24 protein-coding genes and 1 pseudogene are annotated in these 25,159 nt (G+C 32.7%); 8 read left to right on the top strand and 17 right to left on the bottom strand.

Translation table 11 applies throughout. The features are described 5' to 3' along the window. Positions 1-42 precede the first annotated feature (42 nt). Positions 43-972: a ribonuclease HIII gene (gene rnhC, locus ACJQQZ_RS02605; protein WP_408023025.1), complete on the top strand. Its 930-nt coding sequence runs from the start codon at positions 43-45 to the stop codon at positions 970-972. A 71-nt stretch (positions 973-1,043) separates the two neighbouring features. On the opposite strand, the gene pheT is transcribed toward rnhC, so the two are convergent. The 5 genes from pheT to ACJQQZ_RS02580 form a co-directional block, all read right to left on the bottom strand. Next, entirely contained in the window at positions 1,044-3,446 is a 2,403-nt protein-coding gene (pheT, locus tag ACJQQZ_RS02600; protein WP_145506037.1) for a phenylalanine--tRNA ligase subunit beta, read from the bottom strand. After that, complete coding sequence (pheS, locus tag ACJQQZ_RS02595) at positions 3,446-4,504, bottom strand: phenylalanine--tRNA ligase subunit alpha (RefSeq protein WP_049423882.1); 1,059 nt, start codon at positions 4,502-4,504, stop codon at positions 3,446-3,448. Before pheS ends, pheT begins: the two co-directional genes overlap by 1 nt. A gap of 455 nt (positions 4,505-4,959) precedes the next feature. Then, a complete protein-coding gene (locus tag ACJQQZ_RS02590; protein ID WP_124228391.1) occupies positions 4,960-5,700 on the bottom strand; it encodes a TrmH family RNA methyltransferase in 741 nt (246 codons plus the stop codon). Between the two features lie 212 nt (positions 5,701-5,912). Further along, positions 5,913-6,086 (bottom strand): 50S ribosomal protein L32, encoded by a 174-nt coding sequence (gene rpmF / locus ACJQQZ_RS02585; protein ID WP_002442221.1) that lies wholly within the window; start codon positions 6,084-6,086, stop codon positions 5,913-5,915. A gap of 78 nt (positions 6,087-6,164) precedes the next feature. Further along, a complete protein-coding gene (locus ACJQQZ_RS02580; RefSeq protein WP_145506034.1) occupies positions 6,165-6,719 on the bottom strand; it encodes a YceD family protein in 555 nt (184 codons plus the stop codon). 126 nt (positions 6,720-6,845) lie between these two features. On the opposite strand from ACJQQZ_RS02580, the gene ACJQQZ_RS02575 reads away from it, so the two are divergent. Then, positions 6,846-7,988: a nucleotidyltransferase gene (locus tag ACJQQZ_RS02575; protein ID WP_124228393.1), complete on the top strand. Its 1,143-nt coding sequence runs from the start codon at positions 6,846-6,848 to the stop codon at positions 7,986-7,988. A gap of 52 nt (positions 7,989-8,040) precedes the next feature. Here ACJQQZ_RS02575 and coaD read toward each other — a convergent pair whose 3' ends face one another. Both coaD and rsmD read right to left on the bottom strand, forming a co-directional pair. Then, the gene (gene coaD / locus ACJQQZ_RS02570) at positions 8,041-8,526 is read right to left on the bottom strand and encodes a pantetheine-phosphate adenylyltransferase (protein ID WP_002450658.1); all 486 of its coding nucleotides are present in this window, start codon (positions 8,524-8,526) and stop codon (positions 8,041-8,043) included. Between the two features lies 1 nt (position 8,527). Further along, positions 8,528-9,070: a 16S rRNA (guanine(966)-N(2))-methyltransferase RsmD gene (gene rsmD, locus ACJQQZ_RS02565; RefSeq protein WP_124228394.1), complete on the bottom strand. Its 543-nt coding sequence runs from the start codon at positions 9,068-9,070 to the stop codon at positions 8,528-8,530. 68 nt (positions 9,071-9,138) lie between these two features. Here rsmD and ACJQQZ_RS02560 point away from each other — a divergent pair, with 68 nt between their 5' ends. Next, positions 9,139-9,528 (top strand): DUF7147 family protein, encoded by a 390-nt coding sequence (locus tag ACJQQZ_RS02560; RefSeq protein WP_124228395.1) that lies wholly within the window; start codon positions 9,139-9,141, stop codon positions 9,526-9,528. A gap of 22 nt (positions 9,529-9,550) precedes the next feature. Here the strand turns inward: ACJQQZ_RS02560 and ACJQQZ_RS02555 are convergent, their stop codons facing one another. Beyond that, positions 9,551-9,802, bottom strand: coding sequence for a DUF2129 domain-containing protein (locus ACJQQZ_RS02555; protein WP_124228396.1), 252 nt, complete (start codon positions 9,800-9,802; stop codon positions 9,551-9,553). 233 nt (positions 9,803-10,035) lie between these two features. Between ACJQQZ_RS02555 and ACJQQZ_RS02550 the strand changes: the two genes are divergently transcribed. Then, the gene (locus tag ACJQQZ_RS02550; protein ID WP_145506031.1) at positions 10,036-10,956 is read left to right on the top strand and encodes a lysophosphatidylglycerol phospholipase D; all 921 of its coding nucleotides are present in this window, start codon (positions 10,036-10,038) and stop codon (positions 10,954-10,956) included. A gap of 47 nt (positions 10,957-11,003) precedes the next feature. On the opposite strand, the gene ACJQQZ_RS02545 is transcribed toward ACJQQZ_RS02550, so the two are convergent. From ACJQQZ_RS02545 to cyoE, 4 genes are all read right to left on the bottom strand, one after another. Further along, positions 11,004-11,438 (bottom strand): YlbF/YmcA family competence regulator, encoded by a 435-nt coding sequence (locus tag ACJQQZ_RS02545; RefSeq protein WP_002450663.1) that lies wholly within the window; start codon positions 11,436-11,438, stop codon positions 11,004-11,006. Positions 11,439-11,456: 18 nt separating this feature from the next. Then, positions 11,457-12,500: a CAP-associated domain-containing protein gene (locus ACJQQZ_RS02540; RefSeq protein ID WP_002450664.1), complete on the bottom strand. Its 1,044-nt coding sequence runs from the start codon at positions 12,498-12,500 to the stop codon at positions 11,457-11,459. Positions 12,501-12,690: 190 nt separating this feature from the next. Next, on the bottom strand, positions 12,691-13,152 hold the full coding sequence (locus ACJQQZ_RS02535) for a DUF420 domain-containing protein (RefSeq protein WP_145506028.1): 462 nt from the start codon (positions 13,150-13,152) through the stop codon (positions 12,691-12,693). A 27-nt stretch (positions 13,153-13,179) separates the two neighbouring features. Further along, positions 13,180-14,091, bottom strand: coding sequence for a heme o synthase (gene cyoE / locus ACJQQZ_RS02530; protein ID WP_075778521.1), 912 nt, complete (start codon positions 14,089-14,091; stop codon positions 13,180-13,182). Positions 14,092-14,337: 246 nt separating this feature from the next. Between cyoE and ACJQQZ_RS02525 the strand changes: the two genes are divergently transcribed. Then, positions 14,338-15,255 (top strand): COX15/CtaA family protein, encoded by a 918-nt coding sequence (locus ACJQQZ_RS02525; RefSeq protein WP_107532523.1) that lies wholly within the window; start codon positions 14,338-14,340, stop codon positions 15,253-15,255. A 49-nt stretch (positions 15,256-15,304) separates the two neighbouring features. Here ACJQQZ_RS02525 and ACJQQZ_RS02520 read toward each other — a convergent pair whose 3' ends face one another. The 3 genes from ACJQQZ_RS02520 to ACJQQZ_RS02510 form a co-directional block, all read right to left on the bottom strand. Next, positions 15,305-18,757 carry a pyruvate carboxylase gene (locus ACJQQZ_RS02520; protein WP_145506026.1) on the bottom strand — a complete coding sequence of 1,151 codons (3,453 nt, stop codon included), beginning with the start codon at positions 18,755-18,757 and terminating at the stop codon, positions 15,305-15,307. A gap of 337 nt (positions 18,758-19,094) precedes the next feature. Then, positions 19,095-20,318: a cell division peptidoglycan polymerase FtsW gene (gene ftsW, locus ACJQQZ_RS02515; RefSeq protein WP_002450670.1), complete on the bottom strand. Its 1,224-nt coding sequence runs from the start codon at positions 20,316-20,318 to the stop codon at positions 19,095-19,097. Positions 20,319-20,635: 317 nt separating this feature from the next. Further along, a complete protein-coding gene (locus tag ACJQQZ_RS02510; protein ID WP_145506023.1) occupies positions 20,636-20,911 on the bottom strand; it encodes an Fpa/YlaN family protein in 276 nt (91 codons plus the stop codon). A gap of 147 nt (positions 20,912-21,058) precedes the next feature. Here ACJQQZ_RS02510 and ACJQQZ_RS02505 point away from each other — a divergent pair, with 147 nt between their 5' ends. Both ACJQQZ_RS02505 and ACJQQZ_RS02500 read left to right on the top strand, forming a co-directional pair. After that, positions 21,059-21,541 carry a hypothetical protein gene (locus tag ACJQQZ_RS02505; RefSeq protein ID WP_075778518.1) on the top strand — a complete coding sequence of 161 codons (483 nt, stop codon included), beginning with the start codon at positions 21,059-21,061 and terminating at the stop codon, positions 21,539-21,541. Next, positions 21,542-21,718: a DUF2197 domain-containing protein gene (locus ACJQQZ_RS02500; RefSeq protein WP_107532525.1), complete on the top strand. Its 177-nt coding sequence runs from the start codon at positions 21,542-21,544 to the stop codon at positions 21,716-21,718. It abuts the gene before it with no gap. Between the two features lie 192 nt (positions 21,719-21,910). Here ACJQQZ_RS02500 and typA read toward each other — a convergent pair whose 3' ends face one another. Next, complete coding sequence (gene typA / locus ACJQQZ_RS02495; RefSeq protein WP_002450674.1) at positions 21,911-23,758, bottom strand: translational GTPase TypA; 1,848 nt, start codon at positions 23,756-23,758, stop codon at positions 21,911-21,913. 99 nt (positions 23,759-23,857) lie between these two features. Between typA and ACJQQZ_RS02490 the strand changes: the two genes are divergently transcribed. Next, complete coding sequence (locus ACJQQZ_RS02490) at positions 23,858-24,049, top strand: DUF5325 family protein (RefSeq protein ID WP_023375088.1); 192 nt, start codon at positions 23,858-23,860, stop codon at positions 24,047-24,049. 290 nt (positions 24,050-24,339) lie between these two features. Here ACJQQZ_RS02490 and ACJQQZ_RS02485 read toward each other — a convergent pair. Continuing rightward, positions 24,340-25,159: pseudogene (locus tag ACJQQZ_RS02485) on the bottom strand (inositol monophosphatase family protein).

Genomic DNA, 25,159 nt, shown 5'->3' with positions numbered 1-25,159 from the left:
ATTATTATGAAAAGAATTTAACAAAGAGAGGTCTAACGATATATGGCAAATGTTGTCCATAAACTAACAACAACTGAGATTCAATCATTAATGTCTAAAATTAAATTTAATACATCCCAATTACCCCAGGGTATGAAAGCACGAGCAAAACATAATAATGCTGTGATCAATATTTACAATTCTGGAAAAGTGATGTTTCAAGGAAAAAATGCTGAAATAGTTGCACAACAATTGCTACCTGACAAAAGTAGTTCAACTTCAACTTCTTCAACATCTAAAAACACAACTTCTTCGATTAAATATAATCAATATAACTGCATTGGTAGTGATGAAGCTGGTAGCGGTGACTATTTTGGTCCTCTCACAGTATGTGCTGCATATGTCACAAAGGATCACGTCAAAATATTGAAAGAATTGGGTGTAGATGATTCTAAAAAGTTAACCGACGCTAAAATCGTCGAACTTGCCGAACAACTTGTGACATTCATTCCACATTCGCTGCTCACACTTGATAACGTTAAATATAATGAGCGCCAACGTGCAGGTTGGTCACAGGTGAAAATGAAAGCAGTCTTACATAATCAAGCAATCGCTAATGTTGTTCAAAAAATTGATACGCATGCTTTAGATTATATTGTGATTGATCAATTTGCTGAACGTGGTGTTTATCAACGTTATGCCTTGTCCGATTTACCTTTCCCAAATAAAACAAAGTTTGAAACGAAGGGTGAATCTAAGTCATTAGCTATCGCAGCTGCGAGTATTATCTCTAGATATGCATTTGTTAAACATATGGATCAAATGTCTAAATCAATAAAAATGGATGTACCTAAAGGTGCTAGCAATAAAGTCGATTTATTCGCTGCAAAACTCATTGAAAAATTAGGTATCGAACAACTCGACGTTATTTCAAAACAACATTTTAAAAATAGAGAAAAAGCACAAACTTTAGTGAATAAAAAATATCAATAAATTTATGTATATTAAAACGGCAAGTTCTATTTGTACAAACATTAGAACTTGCCGTTTCTTTTTATATTTAATTATCTAATTGTAGCACCTTTTGCTTTTAATGCTTCGATGATTTGATCATGTACTTTCGTTACACGTTCATCTGTTAAAGTATTCTCAGTATCTAAATAATACAATCTAATAGCAACTGATTTTTTACCTTCATCTAAATGCTCACCTTCATAAACATCAAATACAAGTGTATCTTGAAGAATATCAGCACCGCGTTGATGAATCGTATTTGTTAATTCAGAAGCAGGTACATCATGTTCAACTTCTAATGCAATATCACGAGATACACCAGGATATTTAGGTATTGGTTGATAATTGATATAGCCTACTGATACATTCATCATTTCTCCATAGTTCAATTCAAAGACATATGTGCGTTTTAAATCATTATCATTAGCTACTGTAGGATGCAATTCTCCAATGAAACCAATATCTTTACCATTTAAAGATACCATCGCAGTTCTTCCAGGATGTAAACCATCGATTTCAGTAGCACGATATTCAAAATTTAAGTTGAGTTTTTGTGCTACACGGTCAATGACACCTTTAGCTAAGTAAAAGTCAACAGCTTCTTTTTTACCTTGCCACTGATTTACAACATATTCACCTGTCATAATACCACTTAAATATTCTACTTCATCAGGCAATTGACCTTCACCATTACCGAAGAATACACGACCAATTTCGTATAATTTAACATCTTGATTTTTACGTGCAACATTATACGCAGCCGCTTCGATTAAATGTGGTAATAAACTTTGTCGTAAAGTTGAATGTGCTTCGCTCATTGGCATTAATAATTCTATAGTCGGTCTATCTTGTAATGCAAAGTCTTTCGCATGTGATTTTGACACGAGTGAATACGTGATCGCTTGGTTTAAACCTGCACCTTCAATGGTTTCTTTAACTGTTCTTGTTTTATGTTGACGATCTGTTAGTGCACCATTCGTAACATCTTCAAATACTGGTAACGTTGATGGAATTTCATCGTAACCATATATACGGGCAACTTCTTCAATCAAATCTTCTTTGATAGAAATATCTTTACGTCTTGATGGTACATAAACAGTAAGCTCATCTTGTTGAGTTTCAGTTTCAAACCCTAATTGTTCAAAGATATTTTTAATTTCTTCAGTAGATAAGTTAAATCCTATTGTACGATTAATTTTATCTGTTGTAATTTGAATCGGTGTAATGAAAGCTCCTAAATCTCCTTCAGCTACACGATCTTTAAGTACACGACCTGACGCATAAGTTTCTAATAAATAACAAGCGCGATCCACTGCTTCGTTGACAAATTCTGTAGCAATACCTTTTTCAAATCGACTTGATGCTTCACTACGTAAATTCAAACGTCTTGATGTATGACGAATTGATGCTGAATCAAATATAGCACCTTCTATAACTACATTTGTCGTTTTGTCGCTAACCTCTGAAAAGTCACCGCCCATCACACCACCAAGTGCAATTGGAGATTGTCCGTTTGTTATAACTATATCTGACTCAAGTAATGTTCTTTCTTGATCATCTAAAGTTGTCATCGTTTCATTTTGATGTGCTTGGCGAACTTCAATATGATTTGAACCAATTTGATCTTGGTCAAACATGTGTAACGGTTGTCCATATTCTAATAGTACATAGTTAGAAATATCAACGACATTATTGATTGGTCGGATACCTGCTTTCATTAAACGTGCTTGCATCCATATTGGCGATGGTGCAATAGTGACATTTTTAACGATTCTAGCACTATAGTATGGAACTTTATCACTATTTTTTACTGTCACTTGCAATTCGTCCATTGCAGAGTTAGTCTCTTCATTACTATTTGTTTCTGGTTTAGTCATTTTTGTGTCGTATAGTGCTGCAACTTCATAAGCAGTACCTACCATGCTTAGCGCGTCTGCACGGTTTGGTGTTAAATCAAATTCCATAATTTGATCATTTAAATACAATGCGTCCAATGCATTTGTACCCGGTGTCATTGCTTCTGGGAATACGAAAATACCATTTTCAAACGCTTTAGGCACAACATTACTTGAAATACCAATTTCCTGTAATGAACAAATCATACCTTCAGAGCGTTCCCCACGTAATTTAGCACGTTTAATTTTAATGCCACCTGGTAATCTGCCACCCACTTTAGCAACAATGACATATTGTCCTTCATCAACATTTGGTGCCCCACAAACAATTTGTACAGGTGCTTCCTCACCAATATCAACTTGGCAAATATTTAATTTGTCAGCATCAGGGTGAGATGCTTTAGATATAATATGGCCTACTACTAAGTTTTTAATATTTTTTGTTAAATCAACTAAATCATCTACCTCGATACCAGTACGTGTAATACGTTCAGCTAAATCTTGAACATTTTGTTCAACGTCAACATAATCTTTTAACCATTCATTTGAAATTAACATTACGCTTCACCTCTATCTTCTACAGCCTTAAATTGATCTAAGAATCGCACATCGTTTGTATAGAAGTGTCGAATATCTTCAATACCGTACTTCAACATAGCGATACGGTCAGGTCCCATACCAAACGCGAATCCAGAGTATTCATTAGCATCAAACCCTGCCATTGTTAATACGTTAGGGTGCACCATTCCTGCACCTAAAATTTCAATCCAGCCTGTATGTTTACATACATTACAACCTTGCCCTTTACATTTAAAACATGATACATCAACTTCTACAGATGGTTCAGTGAATGGGAAGTAACTTGGACGTAAACGAATTTCTCTATCTGCACCGAACAATTCTTTAGCTAATAATTCTAATGTACCTTTTAAATCACTCATCTTAATATTTTTATCTACAACTAAACCTTCAATTTGTGTAAATTGATGACTATGCGTCGCATCATCTGAGTCACGACGGTATACTTTACCTGGACAAATGATTTTCACTGGACCTTGTCCATTACGTTGTTCCATAGTACGTGCTTGTACTGGAGACGTATGCGTTCTCATTAAAGTCTCTTCCGTGATATAAAAACTATCTTGCATATCACGTGCGGGATGTGATTTAGGTAAGTTTAATGCCTCAAAATTATAATGATCTTGTTCAACTTCATAACCATCAACAATTTCGTAACCTAGACCTAGGAATAAATCTTCTATCTCTTCAATCGTACGTGTTAATGGATGTTTAGAGCCGATTTCTATTTGGCGACTAGGTAATGTCACATCGATTGTTTCTTCAGCAAGTTGTTGATTTAACTTTTCATTGGCTAAAATCGTTTGTCTTTCATCTAATTCTTGTTGAATCGTTTGTCTTAATTCATTTACCTTTTGTCCGTATGCTGGTTTTTCTTCATTTGGTAAGTCTTTCATATTTTTCATTAAACCACTTACTGAACCTTTTTTACCTAAATATTTTACTTTGACATCTTGTAATGCTTTTTCATCATTTGCAGCATTAATATCAACTAACGCTTGTTGTTTTAATTCACTCATATGATCATTTTGAGTCATTTTAACTTCCTCCTTAGTGCCAATAGATATTTTAAATTAAGACATTTATTAATATCCCAGTCTGCTTTCTCTTATTTTATTTCATTAAATAAAAAAGACTCTCGCCCGATAACTGGGACGAAAGCCTTCCGTGGTACCACCCAAATTTATGCTTATGCATACACTTGTATACGTTGCTAACGAAGACGTACTCCGACTTAAATCTCTTTAAGTAGCCAAAAAGATGAAAAAAACTAATCAAAGTTGGAATAACTTTCAGTCACGATTATTCTCCCTTATACAACTTTATACATTAATTTAAGTCTTTTTATAGGCTAATGATTCACTTTTATATCAGTTAATATTTATTGTTATGAATTCATCATTCATTATAGACGATTTAGATATATAGGGTCAACCTACAATCGCGCCATAGCACATTATGAAAATCAGATTTATCATTTAATGTCTATAAATTACCCTTTGAGTTGATATAACAAGATACTCCCCGCAATGGCTACATTTAAGCTTTCAGCTTGTCCATATATTGGAATCGTTATATTTTGCGTAGTATGTTCTAATAGTGCAGGCTCTACACCTTCACCTTCATTGCCAAGAATCAATGCAAATGTCTCTTGTGCTTCAACCTCTTTAAAACTTACTGCGTTATCTAATGCAGTGCCATAAACAGGACCATTAAAGGTATTAATGTATGACTGTAATGATTCTGATATAACTGGAATATGAAATACACTACCTTGACTAGCACGTAACACTTTATCTTGATAAGGATCTGCTGTTCCCTTTTCCATTACAATCAGGTCAATACCTGCAGCATCTGCTGTACGAATTAAAGTACCCAGATTACCTGGATCTTGTATTCTATCAATTAATAAAACCTGTTTCGCAGTCGTTATATCATAGTCCGGTTTCTTAATGACAGCAAAAAAACCTTGAGGTGTTACTGTTCCAGATAATGATTCAGCTACCTTTAAATTGATTTCAAATGTTTCATTGGCATATTCAATTAAGTCACTATCAGTTCTACTTGGATCAACAACGAATAATTGTTCAATTACTAACCCGCTTTGATAAGCTTCTTCAATTAAATGTACACCTTCTATAAGCGCTAATCCTGTTTTATCTCGATCTTTCTTTTTCTTTAATTTATTCGCATTTTTAATTTTATTATTCTGTGCCGATGTAATTTGTTCCATATATCTAATCTCCAATATGATGATTTCTTATTCAATTTAATTGTATATGATTGAGCTACTTTTTTAAATAAAGAAAGTGAGTCCATGATTTGTTTATGTTATTTACTGTAAAAGCAACTAAAGTATTTTATCCTGTTAAATATATGATAATAAATAAAAAATATCCTAATTGAAATGACTATTCCAATTAGGATATTTATTGATATCTAAAATTATTTAGATACGATTTCTTCACCATTGTAAGAACCACAGTTTTTACAAACACGGTGAGATAATTTGTATTCGCCACAACTTGGGCATTCAGTCATACCAGGTACTGAAATTTTGAAATGAGTACGACGTTTGTTTTTTCTTGTTTTAGACGTTCTTCTTTTAGGTACTGCCATGATTTATCCTCCTTAAAATTAAACACATCATTAAATGATATCAGTTTATTTAACAATATTATATCATTAATTAAACTGCTATTGGTCTTTATCGTATAATTGTTGTAATTTCTGAAGCCTTGGATCAACTTGCTTTCTGTCTGAATCATCATCTTCTTGGTCTTGAACAAGTTCCTCGAATTCATCTTCATCAATCACTTCCCAACCATTGCCTTCAGTTAACATTTGATTGCTATTGTCTGAATATGCTCTCATCGGTTTCTCGATAATGACAAAATCTTCAACAATATCTTTAATGTTAATCATACCGTCAGTCGCTGAATGATAATGCTCATCCTGCTCTTCTTCGTCGGTATAATAATCACTGCCTTCTAAATCAAACACTTCGGAAGTTTCGACATCTAGCGATACTTCAACAGGTACTAATGTACGTGCACACGGCATCGTATAAGTACCAGTGATATGCATATCTGCAATAACTTCGTTTGATTTAACAGTTAATTGACCTTCAACATTGATTTCAGAAAGATCGATAAGATCTAATGATTCTTTTAAATGTTCAAAATTCACCGTTTGATTAAACTCAAATGGTTTACCTTGATATTTTCTTAATTGTGTTATTGACCATTTCATATGGCTTCACCTCTAACAAGCACAAAATTTATTTTAACTTTCTCAGTATAATATGTCAAGATTTTTTCTTAACATACGTACTTCTGTTACAATACTAATAATGAATTCTGAAAGGACGAATTGCAAATGAAAAGTGTTGGCATTATATCTGAATATAATCCATTCCATAACGGGCATTTATACCATGCACAACAATCCAAATTACTATCTCAAACAGATGTATCCATTGCCTTCATGAGTGGCAACTTTGTCATGCGAGGCGAACCCGCTTTATTTAATAAATTCATTCGTACACAAATGGCCCTATCAGCTGTTGATTTAGTAGTTGAACTTCCTACCATTGCTAGCCTTTCATCGGGTGATTATTTTGGTGAAATGGCAATTAAATTGGCTGATTATTTAGATGTCAATACCATCTCATTTGGAAGTGAACATGGAAATATTAATGCCTTAAAAGAAGCAGCGCAACAGGTTCTTGATTTGGAAAATAGTGATGCCTTTAAATCAAAATTAAAAGAAGGTAAAAGTTATCCTAGAATCATTAACGAATTAATCCAACATCAATCTACGAATGATATTTTACAATCACCTAATAATATTCTAAGTATTGGATATTTAAAAGGGATTCAGCAATTCGCACCTCAAATAGAAGCTATCACTATTCATCGCGATACTGCACAACATCGTGAGCAAACGATTCAACATCAACAATTTGCTAGCGGATCATCCATACGCCAATCTATCATTCACCATCACTCTGACTGGGAAAATGTTGTACCAGGAGCAATTAAATCATTATATCATTCACAATTCACAACTGTAGAGCACGCCTTTCCCTATATAAAATATCAATTGTTAACACAACGTACGTCAACACTTAAAACTATATACACTATGAGTGAAGGATTGGAAAATCGATTAATCTCTATGATTAAGGATGCACACTCATTTAAAGATTTATTAACTAAAGTCAAAACGAAACGATACACTTATACGCATATCCAGCGTATATTAATGAACATTTTACTTAACATTCAACAAACTGATGTTAACCATAATATCTATGCCGCTAGAATATTAGGTATGAATGACAATGGTCGAGCATATTTAAAATACCTGAAACATCAGTTCCCAGAACGTCATTTTATTACAAATATCAATCAATCATCTTCCGCTTACTTTCCAATTGAAATTAAAGCAACTCATATTTATAATCTTATGACCGAACAATCTGATGATGATTTCAACACACCAGTTATCAAATCTTAAAAAATGTACTGTTACATAATGTGATTCGCATTATATAACAGTACATTTTTTATTATATATGATATTTTTCTTTTAAGGCTTTTGCTACATTGGGTGGCACAAATTCTGAAATATCAGCTTTATATGCTGCTACTTCTTTAACTATACTCGAACTAATAAATGAATAATTCGTACTAGTCATCATATACATGGTTTCGATATCACTGTTTAACTTTTTATTCATAGATGTTAATCGTAGTTCATATTCAAAATCACTTACCGCTCTCAAACCTCGGATAATTGTTTTTGCACCTACTTGCTTACAAAAATCTACTAACAAACCATTATAATGGTGGACTTCCACATTAGATAAATGTGCTACTGAACCCCTAATTAAATCCATACGTTCTTCTAAATTGAAAGTGCCACCCTTGCTACTATTTTTTAAAACACAAACATGTATTTCGTCAAAACGATCTGCACTTCTTTCTATAATATCTAAATGACCATATGTAATTGGATCGAAACTCCCGGGAATGACTGCTTTCGTCTTATTCATATTATTCTCCTTTTTCTAATAACAAAGTATCTGTCAAACCATAATGATATCTTTTTATTTCTTTAAACGGTGCGCTTTGAATATGTTCATCATTACTAAACTCACAAATGATAATACCATTTTCTTTTAGTAAATTAAACTCTGCAATGCTTTTTAATGCTTCATCAATCAAACCTTTTTTATATGGTGGATCTAGAAAAATGTAATCGAATTGTATGTCTCTTTTAGCTAATGCTTTCAAAGCTCGGTCTGCATTATTTTTATAGACTTCTGATTGTGACATCAAATCGAGTTGTTTAAGATTTGATTTGATTACTTTAACTGCTTTAAAGTTTTGATCTACGAAAATGACCTTCTCCATACCCCAAGATAAGGCTTCAATACCAAGGGCACCACTACCGGCAAACAAATCTAAACCAAGACCTGATACTTCATGTAAACTATTGAAGATGCCTTCTTTGACCTTATCCATAGTTGGTCTAGTATTACGACCTTCTAAACTTTCTAACGCTTTACTTTTATGTATTCCTGCTATCACACGCATTCCATTCACACTTCCATTTCACTATGTAATTTAATATAATTTGACTTAAAAGGAGACTGATTTAACATATGAAACAATCATTTATTGTCTTGGGCGAAGGTTTAACAGATTTGTTTGAATTTACTACACTGATCGACTATAACCATTCACGCATTGATAAAATTATTTATTTTCATTCACCACAAACTGAGAAACAATTATCATCTGTCGCTATTGTCATGCAACCAACCGAAGGTAATTATTTTCAAGCATTGTACATGATGATGAATGCAGTAAAATATCCTTATCCTGATAGCAATAAAAAGTTTGAAATGATTAACAACAAGGCCGAAGCCTATGATATTCCAGTTTTAGGCATAGACGTTCAACCACCTGAAGCATTTCATGACAATGACTTATATTTTAATTATTTAATTAGTGTGCTAAGACTTCAACGATGGATTCCACCGTTACAATAAAATACGTCATCTAAAACACGAGTTATAGAACTTCGTGTTTTTCTTTTTCATAGATTTTCTTTAAAAATCGATAAGGTGATCCATCGATATGTCTTACATACTTTAATTTCATTAATTTATTTACAACATCATCCGCTTCATTCTCATTAACATACATAATGACGTATTTACGTTGTCTATTAGAATGAACGATGTGCCCATATTTTCTAATTTGTCTCTCGTGTTTAATGTGTTTTAAGTAAACGACGAGGCTTACTCTAGGAACTAAGTTCATCTCTCTTCACTCCATTTGATATACAGTTTTTATCATATCATGAGTTTAAATTTTATGAAATAACAATCACTTTCTAATATAAACTAGAGAATGGCATTTGGAAACACATTTAATTCGCCAAATATCTTGTCATTTATTTGATTGTTAACACATTCTATTTCAATACGCACTTCATTTTCCATATGTAACTGATATCTGTTAATATTACTTTAATAACTTAAGGAGGATATTAAATGGTTAAACTAAATAAGTGGTTAGTTAATGGCTCATTAGCAGCGGCAAGTATAATAGGAAGTGTGCTTTATGTTAATCAAAATAAAAAGCCACGTGAAATTAATGCAATCCCTCTATTCTTTTCAGGTGTAGCACCATATCTGTTTGCTCATAGAGGTGGTATGGCCGTAAGACCTGAACAAACTAAATTAGCATTCGATAATGCGGTTCAATATGGTGTGGATGGTTTTGAAACGGATGTACGATTAACCAAAGATAAAGCACTCATTGTTTTCCATGATGCAACGGTAGATCGTACTACGAATGGATCAGGTAAAGTATGCGAACACACGCTTGCTGAATTAAGAAAACTAGATGCCGGTTATTATTTTACAGATATTAATCGTCAATACCCATATCGTGGACATTCAGACGCAAAAATTCTTACGTTTGAAGAGTTATTAGAACTTTACCCAGAAATGTACATCAATGTAGATTTGAAAGATCATCCTGATAGCTATGAAGGTGCCATAGCTCCTGGAGTACTTTATGATCAAATTTCTAAACATCAAGCAGAACATCGTGTATTAGTCACAAGTTTTCACAAAGAACAAATAGAACGCTTTGACCAATTAAGTAAAGGTACAGTTGCAATTGGTGCAAGTCAAAGTGAAGTTACTGAAGCTTTCATTAAGTTCAATACCTTTAGAGGTAACACTTATCATCCTAAAGCGAATACATTCCAAATGCCTACCGAATTTAAAGGTATCCGACTTACATCTGCAAGATTTATTAAATGGTTAACACTATTAAACATCGTACCAGGATATTATGGGATCAATAGCATTGACTTAATGACAGACCTATATCAAAAAGGTGCGCATACCCTTGTAACTGATCGTCCTGATTTAGCTCAACAATTTAAAGAAACATTAAAATAATAAATGGCAAGGTCTAAAGTTTACCTTAGACCTTGCCATTTATCTTTCTATAGTGAGCAATTACATGATCCTCCGGAGGCACATCCATGTGCAGTTGTTTGGAAAAATGGATTACCCGTCTCAATTTTCACATTATCTGATACTGCTAATGCAATTTTACTAATTACTTCATCAATTAAATTTTGTAATTCCACTTCTTTAGATTTATAGTCCATGACCACAGGCAACATTTCATACGCGCGTTTACGTTGACGTGTTTCCATCATAATGGTTTTATAATCCGGGTGATATCTACCAAAGCGCATGACATCATCATACTTATCTTTAGACTTTAAGAACGCAGAGTATAATAAGTGTGCTTCATCATCCTGATTTAATAATTCCTTTGCTTCGATATAGTCATGATATATTTCAGAATCTACTATCATATCAGACAATGCTTCGATATCGTCTAAAATAGACAATGTTTCTTCATTTATCATTTGTCATTTTCCCCTCACTTATTTTTCTAAGAAAATTAATGAATAATAATCTTTCATCACTTCTCCACCCATCTCATCATACTTGGTATTTAACATTCTTGAGCGATGAATATCCGAATTCATCCAACTATGAATTAATGTTGGAACGTCATCAAAGTTATAACCCACATTCTGACTTGTAGAAGTATAACTAATATCTCGTTCATCTAATTGTTGTTTCAATGCATTTTCAGTGAATTCAACTGAATCATAGCCGCTCTTTGTCGCATCAAATAAATTAAAAGAGGCAATATGTGCAATATCGTTATTTACTTTTAATGGTTTTAACCCTTTTAATTTTCTCATCTCATTTGTCACTTCATACAGTGTCATTAATTGATTCGTATTTTGTTCATATGGTAAATCCTTATGTTTACTATTAGATGAAGATTGAGATTCATTTGTTTTATACGGTTGTAGAGATGCTAATGTATCTTTATCTAAAAAGCGAATCGCCATAATTTTATTAGTTTGTTGATCAGAATACACTTGAGCATACACATTACCATATTTAATTAATGTTTGTGTTTTTAAATCCTCATCAGACAACTCAAACTCATAAACCTTACCTTTAGATTTAATGGTTGGTTCTGGGTTAATACTTGTATTTTCGTAGATTTTAGAATTTTGTTCACCAATATGCAGTGGGCTTACATTTACATCCTTGCCAGTTGCATATACAGATTTAATATGATCGTCTTTAACACTTACAATGTAATATTGATCTTTCTTTTTAAAAACATAATTTTTATAACCATCTCTAAAAGGATAAGTACGACTAGCTTGTCCATACTTTTTAGTAAGTTGATTGATATCTTTTCCAATCCAGGTACCTACACCTTTTTTAGGCTTTGGATTTTCAATATCTTTATTTGTATTTTTAAACTGTTCAGTTCGCTCAGTTTTATGATTTTTATTAGGATTTTCTAAAACATCAAACTTTAAACGTGGTGAGTAAAATAAATAGATTAGAAAAGAAACTAAAAAGACAACACCTAATATGCGTATTACTAATTTTTTCATCTTTCACCCACCTTAATAGAATTATTATCATTGTACATAAATATATATTTCATAATCAAGATAAGTCTATTTTCATCATGAATTTCATTATAAATACTTTCACCTAAATATGTTTGTAATATGAATTAAAGACATAAGAATATTAAAAAACTGATAAAACTTTCAATCAAGTTTTATCAGTTCACTTAAATTATAAACCTAAAGTCGCTTTAATTAATGATGTTGTTTCGCCGCCTGGATATAAGATGTATAAAAGTAAATATATTGCCACACCAGTAATAGCTGTAAAGAACCAAATAATTGAAGCAATAGGTCCAATTTTTCTATGAATATTAAATTTATCTTTGAAGGCCGTAAAAATTTGTATTAAGCCTAATACCCCACCAATTGTTGCTAGGTTAATATGGAATACTAAGAAAATCGTATAGTAAATTTTAATACTATCTGGACCACCAAATGCAGTATTTCCTATAAAGATTGTACGACTAGCATAAATAATAAAGAATGTAGCTGCGAAAATAGCTGCCCATAGCATTACTTTTTTATGCTTATCAATTTGTTTTTTCCAAATAAGTCTCCAACCAATTGCCACTAATATCGCACTAATAACAATGCATGAGGTACTTAACGTTGGTAATATAGGTACGTTCATATGTTTCATCCTTACTTAATTTTATATTTATATCATTTTAATAAGTGATACGACTACAACTAGTACAAAGAAAACGACTAAATAGTTTAACGAATAGATAAACATAGTGGTTGCCCATTTAGTTTGATTAGTATTACGTTTGAATGATGTAAAACCGAGTGCCATCCAACCTAAATTTAATAATGTAGCTAATACTATAAATGTAGTACCTAAATTAGATAACATGAATGGAATTGGTAATAATAATACTAACCAAATGAACATGCTTATACGTGTTCTATTGAATCCTTTGACAGATGGTAACATTGGAATATTTGCTAATGAATATTCATCACTACGTTTAATAGCTAAAGCATAGAAATGAATAGGTTGCCAACAAAATACTACCAAAAATAATGCTATTGCTGCAACACTGATAGAACCATCAATAGCTACCCAACCAATTAATGGTGGTACAGCACCTGGGAAACTACCTACAACAGTATTCCAAGTTGTGTGTCGTTTAGACCAAATCGAATAATAAGAAACGTATCCTACGATACCAATTAATCCTAATACGCCTGATGGAATATTGAGTAAAAATAAACATGCCTCACCTACTAACATCATACCAAAGCTTAAAATTAATAAGTGTTTATTTGAAATTCTATCATTTACAGTGGGTCTATTTTGTTTACTAGGCATGATTTGATCAATATCTTGATCATAATAGTTATTTAGTGCACATGCACCGCCCATAATCAATGTAGAACCTATAATCATTAATAAAATTTGAGGTATAGACGATAGGAAGGAATGGTTTGTCATTACAACAGCCAACCAAGCCCCGGCAAATGCAGGAATCAAATTCCCTTGAACAAGGCCCATCTTAATAATCTGTTGTAATTCTTTAAATGTCACACGGCCCGTATCTTGTGACAACGTTTGTTCTCTGTTCATAATTCCCCTCCTTGAACTTTTTCATATAATATAATGATATAGCAAATAGTTATAAAAGACTAGGTTTTAAAAAATTAAATTGTGACACTTTAACGACATTCTAAATAGTTGATTTTGTATAGCATTTAAAAATGGTATCATTAATATAATGTAGAAGAAAAATATATACGTTAATTTAAAGGAATGATCTAACATGAAATACGTGATTAGACGGAGTACTTTAATTTAATGATGGGGTGTTTATCATTGTTTAGAAAAGAAAACCTTAAATGGTTAAGTGTCTTAGCAACAATTATCATGACATTTGTACAATTAGGTGGTGCACTCGTCACTAAAACTGGTTCCGAAGATGGTTGTGGTTCCTCTTGGCCATTATGTAATGGTGCATTTCTACCACAGAATTTACCTATACAAACCATTATCGAATTGAGTCACAGAGCTGTATCAGCATTGTCACTTATCGTGGTATTGTGGCTAGTGATTACTGCATGGAAACATATCGGATATATCAAAGAGATCAAACCATTATCTATCATAAGTGTTGGCTTTTTATTACTGCAAGCTTTAGTAGGGGCTGCAGCGGTTATTTGGCAACAAAACGATTATGTTTTAGCGCTACATTTTGGTATATCTCTTGTAAGTTTCTCTTCTGTATTCTTAATAACACTTATTGTTTTCTCAATTGATCAAAAGTATGAAGCTGATGAGGTAATCATTAAAAAGCCATTACGTACATTGACTTGGTTAATGGCGATTATTGTTTATCTTACAATCTACACTGGTGCATTAGTAAGACATACTGATTCTAGTTTAGCTTATGGTGCATGGCCAGTACCTTTTGAGGATATTGTCCCACACAACGTACATGATTGGGTACAGTTCGCACATAGAGGTATGGCATTGGTTACTTTCATGTGGATTATGTTCACATTTATTCATGCCGTGAAAAATTATGCTGATAATCGTACCATCAAATATGGTTACACAGCTGCATTTATTTTAGTTATTTTACAAGTTGTCACTGGTGCATTATCAGTCATTACAAATGTTAATTTGTTTATTGCTTTACTTCATGCTTTATTTATTACTTATTTATTTGGTATGATTGCATACTTCATTTTATTAATGTTAAGAACAACAAGAAGCTCAAAAAACAAATCATAATTCAAAGCCCAAACATTCATCTTAATGATTGAATGTTTGGGCTTTTTAATTAGTTCGCTTCTTTTTCAATTTCTATTAATAAATCACCTGTTGCAATCGCATCACCACTAGATACAGTGACACGTTTAATTACACCATCAAATGGCGCTTGAACAGTTGTTTCCATTTTCATTGCTTCAGTGATAAGTAGCGCTTGATTTGCCTTTACTTTATCTCCAACTGCTACTTTCACTTCAGTCACAGAGCCAGGCATTTGCGCACCTATATGACTAGGATTAGTTTTATCTGCTTTTGGTTTTACATTTACATTCGCTTTAACATTTTCATCTTTGATATATATACGTCTTGCTTGACCATTCATTGAGAAATAAATGATTCTTTGACCATTTTCATCTGGTTCACTAATCGTTTCTAACTTAATGATTAATCGTTTACCTGTATCAATTTCTATTTCAACAGTTTCTCCATTTCTCATTCCAAACAAGAATGTAGGTGTATCTAATAATGATAAGTCACCAAATTGCTCTTTCGTTGTAATAAATTGTTTGTATACTTTTGGATATAATACGTAACTAATAATGTCTTGTTCTGTCACTTCAGTGTTTTGTAATGAAACTAATTTCTGTTTTACTTCCTCAAAATCAACAGGTTCTAAATATTCTCCAAGTCTATTTTCTAACGCTGTTTGTCCTTTTAAAATCACTTTTTGAAGTTGTGCATTAAATCCATTTACAGGTTGACCAATTTCACCTTTAAAGAATGAAACGACAGATTCTGGGAAATCTAATTTATGTCCTTGATTAATGACATCCTCTTCGTTCAAATCATTTTGAACCATAAATAGTGCCATATCTCCGACTACTTTCGAAGATGGTGTTACTTTGACAATATCACCAAATAAGAAATTCACACGACGATACATATCTTTAACTTCATCGAAGCGTTCTCCTAAACCAAGGCTTTTAGCTTGTTGACTTAAATTCGAATATTGTCCGCCTGGCATTTCATGTTGGTAAATTTCTGTATTTGGAGTTTTGATATCACTTTCAAAATCAACATAATAAGGGCGCACTGTTGACCAGTAATGACTTATTTCTTCTAACCCATTTATATCTGCTCTCAATTGACGTGGGAAGCCGTTTAAAGCATAGTATAATGAATTGGCACTAGGTTGACTTGTTAAACCACTCATTGATGCTACAGCCGTATCGATGATATCTACACCTGCATCAATCGCTTGCATATACGTTAATAAACCATTGCCACTTGTATCATGAGTATGAAGATGTATCGGCATATCAACTGCTGCACGTAAATGTCCAATAAGTTCATAGGCTGCTTTCGGTTTTAATAAGCCGGCCATATCTTTAATGGCTAAAATATGGAATCCTTCTTTTTCTAATTCTTTTGCTAATTTCACATAGTAGTCCAATGTATATATATTAGATCTTTCAGGATTTAAGATATCTCCTGTATAACAAATAGTACCTTCTGAAATCTTTCCTGCTTCTTGAACTGCTTCGTTCGCCACTTTCATTTGATCTACCCAGTTTAATGAGTCAAAAATTCTGAATACATCAACACCTGCTTCTGCACTTTCTTTCACAAATTTTTGTATAACATTATCTGGATAATTTTTATAACCCACGGCATTTGAAGCACGTAATAACATCTGAAATAGCACATTAGGTATTGCTTGACGCAATCTTTCAAGTCGTTCCCACGGATTTTCTTTTAAGAAGTTATATGCTACATCAAACGTTGCACCGCCCCACATTTCAAGTGAAAAATTATCTTTAAATACTTCTGCTGTTTTAGAAGCAATATTCAACATATCTTTAGTACGTACACGTGTGGCTAATAAAGATTGATGAGCATCTCTAAATGTTGTATCTGTCATTAAAACATCTTCTTGTTCGCGTACCCAATTTGCCACACCTTTAGGGCCTTGTTGATCTAATAACTGTTTCGTACCTGAAAACGTAGCTATTTTCTTTTGTGATACTTTAGGAATAGATGCAGCTTCATAAAGCGGTTTAGGTCGTTGTTCAACATTAGGGAACCCATTAATAGTTACATTACCTATGTATTCTAATGTTTTCGTACCTCTATCTAAAGTTGGTTCTATATTAAATAATTCAGGTGTCTCTTCTATAAATTTAGTTGTATAATCGCCACTTCTAAATTGTTCATTTCTCATCACATTGATTAAAAATGGTATATTCGTTTTCACACCTCGAATACGCATTTCTCTTAATGAACGTTCCATCTTTTCTTCAGCTTGTTTGAATGACATAGCATGTGTCGATAGTTTTACTAATAATGAATCATAATATGGCGAAATCTCTGCACCTTGGAAACCATCGCCAGCATCTAAACGGACTCCAAATCCACCACTAGAACGATATGCAATAATTGTGCCAGAGTCAGGCATAAAATCATTGAGTGGATCTTCAGTAGTAATACGACACTGGATCGCATAACCTAATGTTTGAATATCTTTTTGCTTTGGCATACCTATTTCTTCACTAAATAATTCTGCACCATCAGCAACTAATATTTGCGTTTTAACAATATCAATACCTGTAATCATCTCTGTGATTGTGTGTTCCACTTGTACACGTGGATTGACTTCTATAAAGAAGAATTCATTACCTGATACTAAAAATTCGACTGTTCCTGCGTTTACATATTTGATATGAGACATTAATTGAAGCGCAGCGTCACATATTTTCTTTCTTAAAGTTTCAGGTAATCCGACAGACGGTGCTACTTCGACTACCTTTTGATGACGACGTTGAACAGAACAATCTCTCTCATAAAGATGTACTAGATTACCATAGTCATCTCCTATAACTTGTACTTCAATATGTTTAGGGTTATCAATGTAACGTTCTATATATATTTCACTATTACCAAATGATTTTTCTGCTTCAGATTTAGCACGATGGAATGCATCTTCAAGCTCACTTTCTTCGTGAACGATACGCATACCTTTACCGCCACCACCACTGGTAGCTTTAATCATCAATGGATAACCTGCTTCGTTAGCGAAAGATTGTGCAGCCTCATAGCTTTCCATAGGTCCATCTGTGCCTGGTATAACTGGTAAGTTAGCTTTAAGTGCAGTAGCTCTAGCTTTAACTTTATCTCCAAACATATCCAAATGTTCTAGATGTGGTCCAATAAATTTGATGCCCTCTTCTGCACATCTGCGCGCAAAATGTTCATTTTCACTTAAAAATCCATAACCTGGGTGGATCGCATCTACATTTGCTCTTTTAGCTACATCAATAATGCGTTCAATATTCAAGTAACTTTCAGCTGGTCCTAAATCACTACCAACTAAGTAGGACTCATCAGCTTTATATCTATGTAACGATGATTTATCTTCTTTAGAGTATATGGCTACTGTATTAATATTTAATTCTGCAGCAGCTCTAAAAATTCTGATAGCGATTTCCCCACGATTGGCTACTAATAACTTTTTAATATGTTTCAAAAGTGATCACACCCCTGTTAAATTTTCGGAATTTTCTTACTAATCTGATACTAAGATTTTATCTTATATAGATTGCTTTTTCTATAGTTATTGCATATTAGTCATAATTCTTTAATTTATATGTCACATAAGATAAATATTCTTATTGTGCAGCTAACTCTAGTTATAAAATTCATATAAACTTATCATAAACAATAACTTTATATTATCATTGCATCAATCATATTTCCAGTTAAATCTTGTATGTTTAATAAATATTTATAATAAAAAAAGCTAATCTCTATAACTTTAGAAAATTCAATATAATGAATTTTCTAAAGCGAGATTAGCTAAATACTTATTGATATCGTCGTTTAATATCGACTTTATGTTGTTTGGCCCTTTTTTCATCCATTTTGATTTGTTTAGCGGTAATGAGCAATAAGCCCATTGCTATACTTAAACTAATCATAGCAGACCCACCAAAACTTATAAATGGTAATGGTACCCCTGTTAATGGAATCGTTGCTGAAATACCACCTAAGTTAACAAATGTTTGACTTCCTATATAACTGGCGATACCAACACAAACTAATTTGTAAAAATATGAGTTTGTTTTATTCGCAAGTTGGAAAGCTCTATAAACAATGAAAAATTCAAGCAAAATGACAAACAAGCCGCCTACTAAACCTAACTCTTCACAGATTACCGCAAAAATAAAGTCAGTATGTGGTTCGGGTAAATAGCCTAATTTCATAATACTATTACCTAAGCCTCGGCCAAATAGACCGCCATTACCTATTGCCATCAGTGAATTCGATATGTGATAACCTGTTCCGGATTCAGCACTAAACGGATTAGTTAATGTACTAAATCTTGCTTCTAGGTAGCTTGGTAATAAGCCTGCAATAAGAACTAATACAGAAATCAAAATCCCTGCAATTGCTACCATAACACCGTATTTCAAAACATTGTGTACACCGATTCCAGCATAAAACATGATTGAAAAGAATATAATTAATATTAATAGTGTTTGTCCTACGTCCTTTTGTAAAAAGACTAATGCGACACAACTAGCAACTAAAATAATAGGTGCTGAAATTAATTTAATTTTATTACGCACTGCCGGCATTTTCTTTTCTATCATAAATGGCAAATATAATATAATAGCAATTTTAAGTAATTCTGATGCTTGTAAGTTCATAAATCCTAAGTTGATCCAACTTTTTGAACCGTTAATATTTTTACCAATGACTAGCGTAATTAATAGTAAAACAAATATACCTATCATCATCCATTTTTGGACATTGGGTTGTTTCAAGATCTTTACATTCATGATAAATGCCATAAAAAAGACAATAGCAAAGCTCATAATGACGTATAGCAACTGTCTTGTGTAGAAATATGTTCCCGATACTTCAGCGCCACCTGTTAAAGTACCTTTTGTAGCAGCAACCATACTGGCACTATAAACCATAACTAGACCAATTAAACATAGGATGACGTATGTGACCAACAATGGATAATCGATAAATTTAGATGTTTTTCCAATATATCGCATTATATTTTTAAAATTTTTCATATACTTGTACATCCAATTCGAATTTTTTGAGAGTTGATTTTAAGAGTCCCGAAATAAATAATCACTAACTCTAAAACCTATCTTTTTTATTATAAACTTCCTATGTATCACAAAACAAATATAAACTTAACGATTATTCAAAAAAGATAAAATGACTGAGAAAATATCAATTATGATACTATCTCAGCCACCATTTATACAATGTGCAAGTTGCGATTTCACATTTTATTTCAACATGAAAGTGTTGTCATAAATGTATTAAGTGAATACTAGTAACATTAATAACACTATATCAACACATCAAATTTATATAAAAATTAAACGTTTGTAAATGCTTCGTGTAGTTTTGAAAGTTCTTTTTCAAGTCTTAACATTAGATTTTTGCCATCTTCTTTCTCAACTAGCCCGAGTTGTACAGCAAAATCTACTTCTTTTTGAAGACCGAACATTTGTGTATCTAAAACTTCTTCATATAGTGGACAAGAAGGTACTGTTAAATTGTCCATTTGAACTTTAATAAGATGTAATATTCTATCTGCATCTTTGTTCAGTTGGTCATAAGCCACATTATTTAGTTTCGACTGATTAGCCATGACACGCACTCCCCCTATCATTTCATTAAATATCTTCAATATATAAAATTCTATCTTACTGAATGTTAAAAAGCAAGTATCTTTAAATTAAGTATAACGTATTTTATGATAAAATAATATAAGATAAAAATTTAGGGAGTGGGCAAGATGATTCAAATAAAAGGTGCGGTAAATTTCCCCATCACATTAGATAGTACAACATGGATTTTCGATGATAGAAAGGTTAGCATCGAAGACTTAGAACAAGGCGTGTTCGATGGTACTAAACCAATTCAATTCGAGGATAATCGCGAGTGGAATCGTGCTATCTTAGAAGGTCAAACAAATCCACCAACATTAAATTCTGAAATTAAATACAAAAAGCGTTCTGTACTAGAAGGTTCATTTGTAATTAATATGACACCCTTCTTTAAAACTGCAGAACCACAATCAAATGCAACTGCTATTAAATTATTTAATGATGAAGATTCTATTGAAGTGCCATTAGATTTATTACCATATTTATTCTTCCAATTTGCTAAAGATGGTAAACGTCTATATGACGATAACTCTGTGGATAGTTTTGTATATGATACTGAAAAAGGTTATAGCTATGAATTTAAGTATGTAAAATATATTGAGGTGATTTAATTGGTTCCAGTCAAATGTATCATTTGTGATACTACAGTACATATTGATGAAAACACTGTAGAAGCAAAACGACTTCGAAATAATCCTATTCGCACATTTATGTGTGATGATTGTAAAAGTCGTCTAGATACACCTAAACAGCCTCAACCATTTGCAACAAATAATCATAAAAAATAAAATGACTAATTAACTAGCGTATGATTGTAGCGTCTTTATATAAGAAGTTGTAATCATACGTTTTTTATATGAGCACATAGTTTATTCTAATTAATTTATGATGTACTTGTTTAATATTAAAAAAAGAAAACCACTTGAGAATTGAATACAATCAATAATCAAGTGGTTTGTAAATAGTGAAATAGACGATAATTATTCTTCGTCAGACATCATTTGTTTAACACGTTTAGCTTCTTTTTCACGTACTGATTTGTTTAATAATTTCTTTCTTAAACGAATACTTTCAGGTGTTACCTCTACTAATTCATCATCATTGATAAATTGTAACGCTTCTTCAAGTGTTAGTACTCGAGGACGGTTCATAGTTTGTGTTTGGTCTTTCGTAGCAGAACGTACGTTAGTTTGGTGTTTTGTTTTAGTGATATTAACTGTTAAGTCATTTTCACGGTTATGTTCACCAACAATCATACCTTCATAAACTTCAGTACCTGGCTCCATGAAGTTAACGCCTCTGTCTTCTAAACCTAAAATCGCATACGTACTAGCAGAACCTTGATCCATTGAAATTAATGCACCATTTCTTCTGCCACCGATTTTAGCTTTAATACGAGGTCTGAATTCTTCAAATGTATGGTTGATAATACCATAACCACGTGTCATTGACATAAATTCTGTAGTATAACCAATCATTCCACGTGCTGGTACCATAAAGATAAGACGAGTAAGACCATTATCAGTCGTCATCATATCTAACATTTCACCTTTACGTGCACCTAAAGATTCAATAACAGCACCAGAATTTTCTTGAGGTACTTCACATTGTACTCTTTCAAATGGTTCACACATAACGCCATCAATTTCTCTAATGATAACTTGTGGTTTAGATACTTGAAGCTCATAACCTTCACGACGCATATTTTCAATTAAAATTGATAAATGTAATTCACCACGTCCAGCAACTACCCAAGCATCTGGTGAATCTGTTGGTGTAACTTTTAATGATACGTCTGTTTCAAGTTGTTGATCTAAACGTTCTTGAATTTGACGTGCTGTTACAAAATCACCTTCACGTCCTGCAAACGGTGAATTATTAACTCTAAATGTCATTTCAAGTGTTGGTTCATCAATACGTAATACTGGTAACGCATCTTGATGATCATGTGGTGTAACTGTTTCACCTACGTTGATATCTTCCATACCAGAAACCGCAATTAAGTCCCCTGCTTGTGCTTCTTCAATTTCTTCACGTTTTAATCCGAAGTAACCAAATATTTTTGTTACACGGAAATTTTTAACGCTACCATCTAATTTGATCAGTGATACATTATCTCCTACACGCATTTTACCTCTGAAAACACGTCCTACACCGATACGTCCAACATAGTCATTATAATCTAATAACGCTACTTGGAATTGTAATGGTTCATCACTATTATCAACTGGTGCTGGTACGTAATCGATAATAGTTTCATATAATGATTGCATGTTTTCATCTTGTTGTTCTGAATTTAAACTTGCAGTTCCATTAACAGCTGAAGCATATACAACAGGGAAATCAAGTTGTTCATCGTTAGCTTCTAATTCGATAAATAAATCTAATACTTCATCAACTACACCTTCTGGTCTTGCAGATGGTTTATCAATTTTATTTACTACTACCACTGGTTTTAAATTTTGTTCTAATGCTTTTTTAAGTACGAAACGTGTTTGAGGCATAGTACCTTCATACGCATCGACAACTAATACAACACCATCAACCATTTTCATGATACGTTCTACTTCGCCACCAAAGTCGGCATGTCCTGGTGTATCTAAGATATTAATTCGTGTACCTTTATAGTCAACCGCAGTATTTTTCGCAAGAATCGTAATACCACGTTCTCTTTCTAAGTCATTAGAGTCCATAGCACGATCGTCAACATGTTCGTTCTCTCTAAAAATTCCTGATTGCTTTAATAATTCATCTACTAACGTCGTTTTACCATGGTCAACGTGCGCAATAATTGCTATATTACGTACATCTTCTCTTATATTCGTCATATTATAAATTTCCTTTCTTAAGTAAACTCCCACTTTTAATTACAACTTTTTTATTATATCATAGATTAGAGAAAAAATAAGTAAAAGGTGGGGTATGGGATGCAACAAAAAAAATCTAAAGGCATTTTCTGGATATTCTCAATTTTAGCTTTAATCTTTTTATTGCTATTTAGCTTTAGTATTGGTGCAGCAAATGTTCCAATGATGATTTTAACATTTATATTACTCGTTGCAACATTTGGCGTCGGTTTCACAGTGAAAAAGAAATATCGCGAAAATGACTGGTTATAGATGATATAACCCAATATCAATAAAATAAAACTTTATTTAAAATCAAGTGTTAGTTGCATTTTATTATAAGATTCATTGATTAAAATGGCTGTCTCATGGTTAGTCAAACGAATATTAATCAACATGATTAAACATTTGAGACATATCCATTTAAAATCTTGGCATCATCGAACCATAACTACTTTCTCCTTTTGTGGGAAGTATTCTTACAAATATGTTTATTTAAATTTTAAATAAAAAGACAAAGCCTGGAACGTAATACGAAGTCCCATGCTTTGTCTTTTATTATATTAATTACCAAAACGTTTTTTATGATGTGTTCTTACAAGTATCTTCATGATCTTTTAAGTATTTCTTCATTATTTCATCGTGTAATGAATGATTGGCCATGACAATAGAATTGGGGTGAGTAATAGATAACGTTTCTCCAAGTAAATTCGTTCCTTTTCCACCGACTTCATTGAGTATCATTAACCCACCAGCATAATCCCATGGTTGTAGTCTTGGCGTCAGATAGGCATCTAATTGTCCTTTAGCTACACTCACAATTTCCAATGCTGCACTGCCATAAGCTCTTGCACTACGTGCATCATTCACTATTGGTGCAAAAATGGGCCCCATAATAGGTTTAGTTAGCCAATTGGGGTTAATGCCAATAATACTTGTTTTTAAATGCGTGTCATTTAAAGGTTCTAAAGCATGATTATTTTCAAATGCACCTTCCCCTACTTTGGTATGATATAAAATATCTCTCATCACATCGTATACAAAGCCAGCATATGGTTGACCATCGTGGTAAATACCAATTGAAATAGCGAAGTTTTCTTGTTGATGAACAAAGTTTAACGTGCCATCTATCGGATCAACTACCCAAACGATTCCAGACGTATCAATCAAGTCATGACCATGACCCTCTTCACCAATCACTTTATGCTCTGGATAATTTTGATGTATCATATCATAAATATAATCTTCAGTTGCTTTATCTACATTTGTTACTAAGTCATTAGGATTAGATTTAGTTTCAATATTTAATTCATCTTTCATCATCAAGCGTACTTTATTACCCGCTTCTAATACTAACCCCTTTGCAAAATCGTAAAGTGCCAT

The organism is Staphylococcus sp. KUGN1 (assembly GCF_045984185.1).
Taxonomy (GTDB): Bacteria; Bacillota; Bacilli; order Staphylococcales; family Staphylococcaceae; genus Staphylococcus; species Staphylococcus warneri_A.
Note: the sequence above shows the minus strand (reverse complement) of the source record. Positions and strands in the feature narration are given on the sequence as shown.